Consider the following 3373-nt stretch of genomic DNA (forward strand, 5'->3'; position numbering starts at 1 on the left):
GAAAGTGGTTTGGCTGCATACATAGGGGAGAACCTAGCCTTTATTGGGAGCTTACCAGTAGCTTTGATCGTCATCAGCATTGTGGTGTTTATGCTGTTCTTTACGGAAGTCAATAGCAATACCGCGACGGCTACCCTGTTTCTGCCACTACTTGCTGGAATAGCAGTGGCAAATGAGATCAATCCTTTGCTCTTTATGATTCCTGCCACCTTTGCTTGCTCTTTTGCCTTTATGTTACCCATCGCTACCGGCCCCAATATGGTGATCTTCGGGAGTGAACGGCTAAGTATTGGAGAAATGGCCAAGTGTGGTCTATGGCTCAACCTAATCTGTGTGGTGTTGCTGACTTTGTTGCTTTACTTCTTGGTGATCCCGATGTGGGGGATTGAAACGGCACTTCCGGCCTGGGCGGAGAGGGGTGTTATTTTTTTGTTCTTAATTAAACGAAGTGCTTTTCCATTTTCCAGATCTCTTTTACCAATAAGTCATCCCACATAATATTTCAACTGGATAATCCGGTAATACTCCGCGACCTATCGGATGCCTTTCTGGTATGAGAGCCGATCTGGATATTGGGTTGAAAAGCGTACCATGATCTATGCTATTGGTGCAAGTTGAATCACAATGCTATTGCCACAGTCGGACCCTTTCAAATATCCCGCCACCTTTTCCTCTCCAATGAATATTGCCATCAGTCGTCTTTCGGGAGACATCTGCCAGGTCACCAAGCGCTTGGAAAAGGTGTATCCATTGAATTTGCACAACAAGGCCTTGAAGACATGTCTTCGATGGGTTTTCAGCCGGAGATTTCGAATACTCATAGTTGTTTGATCCAAAGATTATGTTCAGCTTTCGCAGTATTCTCATCATGTTTAAAAGAAAATCAGCAGATCTCTTTCAATTATAACGGATTCTTAGTGGATCCGAAAATCCGAGATGGCTGAGATAGATGTTTTTTTACAATTTGAAGGTGATATACAGATACGAATCAATTCCATTGATTTGATGTTCGCTTACCCCCTTCTTGTTCTGAGATCAAGGATATAGGTTTTGAAATATTATGCCTCCTTTAATTTGCAAAAGGACCGTGCTAGAAGGAGTCGAAATTGGCGGTCGATCTTTTTGTTGTAGAAGGAAGCGAGGGAGTGTCGAAGATGGAAGATCTTCTTTCTAGGAAAGGTTCGAATGAGGGAGAGGTATGCTGTACCAGAACTGTCATTTACACCATTATCTTTTAAGTAGTCATTTCACTTTCTTTTCTTCATGGCCCATCCTTCTAGCTGCACCCTCTTTAGTAAGCCCAGTTTTATGTTCGTTTATACCTGGACATGGGAAGGTAGTTCCGCGAGGTTCAAGTGTAGATTGTAATATAGATCGAAACCTGAATAAAGGAGACAGGTACCGCTCCATTAGCCTCATTTATTCGCGTTTCGATGTAACCGTTCAGTAGTAGCATTCCTCCCTTGAATTGAGTCTCGATGATCTCAGTGCTTTCTGCGCGTTGATTGAAACAATTTTAGCCCCATCGGAATAGATCTTTGGTGCTGCAATCATGGGAAAACAGTATAAGTCTCTGGACTTACGCTTAACATAGAAAGGCAATACTTTTTTACCTTAGTACTTCGCTTGGAGTTCAGCTTGGTGGGATAGTTGTAGAGGTGCCAAATTACACTGGCATTTTTAAACTGGCTGACATGGCCAAAAAATTCTTAGCCCTGAAATATTTGAGTATTCCAATTGCTTGCTTCAAGCTAATTAAACGGCATCGAAAAAATGGCTTGTTATCAAATTTGACAAACGAGGGTGTACGTACTCTAGCGGCATATTGCAGCCAATGGAAATCCTCTCTGTGCCTGTGGCTAGTAAGGGATAAGCGAGTCTTGGCAATGTACTAAAAATAACGCTAGGGCGGAGATCAGCTAGGGCATAGATTTCTTCTTATGGATTGATTTTAAGCAGGAAGGTATCTATTGTTGATATGTGATATAGACGCGTCCCCCTATCCAATTCGGATTTTTTGAAATCTAGCCAGGGGCGCAGATTCAATCATATTTGTAGGAATTTTGACTTATATTTGTCTGCATTACGAAAGATCCACCAATAATACGTCTCAAAACATAAAAATGGTGTGGAACCAAACTTAGTAGTCATAACTCCTACCAACAGGCGTGAGTTCGAAGAGTTATCCTTTTGATAGTAGGGTACTGTACCCGAAGGCTATGGACTCAGCATCCGCAGGAAATCATTGCGCAGATGGTCGCAGGCGGCCATTGGAGCCGGTCACTCCGGATGAATCGATAGAGAAAAAAGGTACCCCCCAACAGCTAGTAGACCAGGCGATGGGCCGACGCATAACGACTGTCATATCACCGCTGCTGGCAGCATGCCTTGGAAGGAAGAATCACGAAACTTGGAGAAATTCCTTGGGAACCAATTTCCTGACTGGCTTGGAAACCTTCCCCTATTGGCGGCTCCTTCCAATAACCACCGTCCACCAAAGTGGGCCGATCCGCTTTTTGGCTTTGTTTGTGTCGTTGATGAACTCCTTGAGAGATCAAAGGGGGACTTGCATGAATTCTTGCCCTGAATTGGCGATAAGAAGCCTTTTGGCAAGCCCAGATTATTATTATAGGTACATGTGTTTCCAATTCTTACGTCCCTTCGCGATTTAAAAGTAGGCGCCGGCAGTCAACACACCTGACTATGTACGTAACTATTTCAAATTTGCCTTGGCGACATGCCCTAAAACATTAAGGCAATACACTCCTGCATGTCCTGAGCCTAGGGGCGCCGGAATTGCCTGTTCCATTTTCATCTTCATATCTATTTGAAGGAAGAATTGAGTTACGATCGCTTCCATGAGGATGTTGATCGCATCCATCGCGTAGCTATTGATTTTCGTAGTCCGAACAAAGGCGGCCATACCGATGCCACGACACCTCCAGCCCTTGGCTCCGAATCTGGTTAAGGACTTTCCGGAAGTAGCAGCGGCAGTTAGATTGTTCCCTAACTGGGGCAATAAGTTTCTGTTGGGAGCCAGCCCGGAAAAGAAATTTCATGAGGAAGACTTCATTCGTACTGATCCTTCCTTCTTCGAGGTCTTCTCTTTCCCTGCCTTGCATGGTGACCCAACCAAGGCCTTGGAGAAAACGGATCAAATTATTCTCAGCCGAAGCGATCGTAACTCAATTCTCCCTTCAAATAGATGAAGATGAAAATGGAACAGGCAATTCCCAGGCCTAGGCTCAGGACATGCAGGAGTGTATTGCCCTTATGTTTTAGGGCATGTCGCCAGGCAAATTTGAAATAGTTACGGTACATAGTCAGGGTGTTTGACTGCCGGCGCCTACTTTTAATCGCGAAGGGACGTAAG

3 protein-coding genes are annotated in these 3373 nt (G+C 44.3%); 2 read left to right on the plus strand and 1 reads right to left on the minus strand.

The window, feature by feature from the left end; genetic code table 11:
• A partial coding sequence (locus tag D5R40_RS31360; protein ID WP_192901337.1) for an SLC13 family permease occupies nucleotides 1-498 on the plus strand: 498 nt, incomplete at its 5' end.
• Nucleotides 499-2713: 2215 nt separating this feature from the next.
• Here the strand turns inward: D5R40_RS31360 and D5R40_RS31365 are convergent.
• Nucleotides 2714-2923: a hypothetical protein gene (locus D5R40_RS31365; RefSeq protein WP_124155757.1), complete on the minus strand. Its 210-nt coding sequence runs from the start codon at nucleotides 2921-2923 to the stop codon at nucleotides 2714-2716.
• 4 nt (nucleotides 2924-2927) lie between these two features.
• Between D5R40_RS31365 and D5R40_RS31370 the strand changes: the two genes are divergently transcribed.
• Nucleotides 2928-3209, plus strand: coding sequence for a hypothetical protein (locus D5R40_RS31370; protein ID WP_124155758.1), 282 nt, complete (start codon nucleotides 2928-2930; stop codon nucleotides 3207-3209).
• Nucleotides 3210-3373 lie beyond the last annotated feature (164 nt).

The sequence above is a fragment of the Okeania hirsuta genome, from assembly GCF_003838195.1.
GTDB classification, from domain to species: domain Bacteria; phylum Cyanobacteriota; class Cyanobacteriia; order Cyanobacteriales; family Microcoleaceae; genus Okeania; species Okeania hirsuta.

Excerpts from the sequence above, each read along its gene's own strand:
- D5R40_RS31365 (WP_124155757.1), bottom strand. The coding sequence starts at position 2,923 with ATGGCCGCCTTTGTTCGGACTACGAAAATCAATAGCTACGCGATGGAT.
- D5R40_RS31370 (WP_124155758.1), top strand. The coding sequence starts at position 2,928 with ATGCCACGACACCTCCAGCCCTTGGCTCCGAATCTGGTTAAGGACTTT.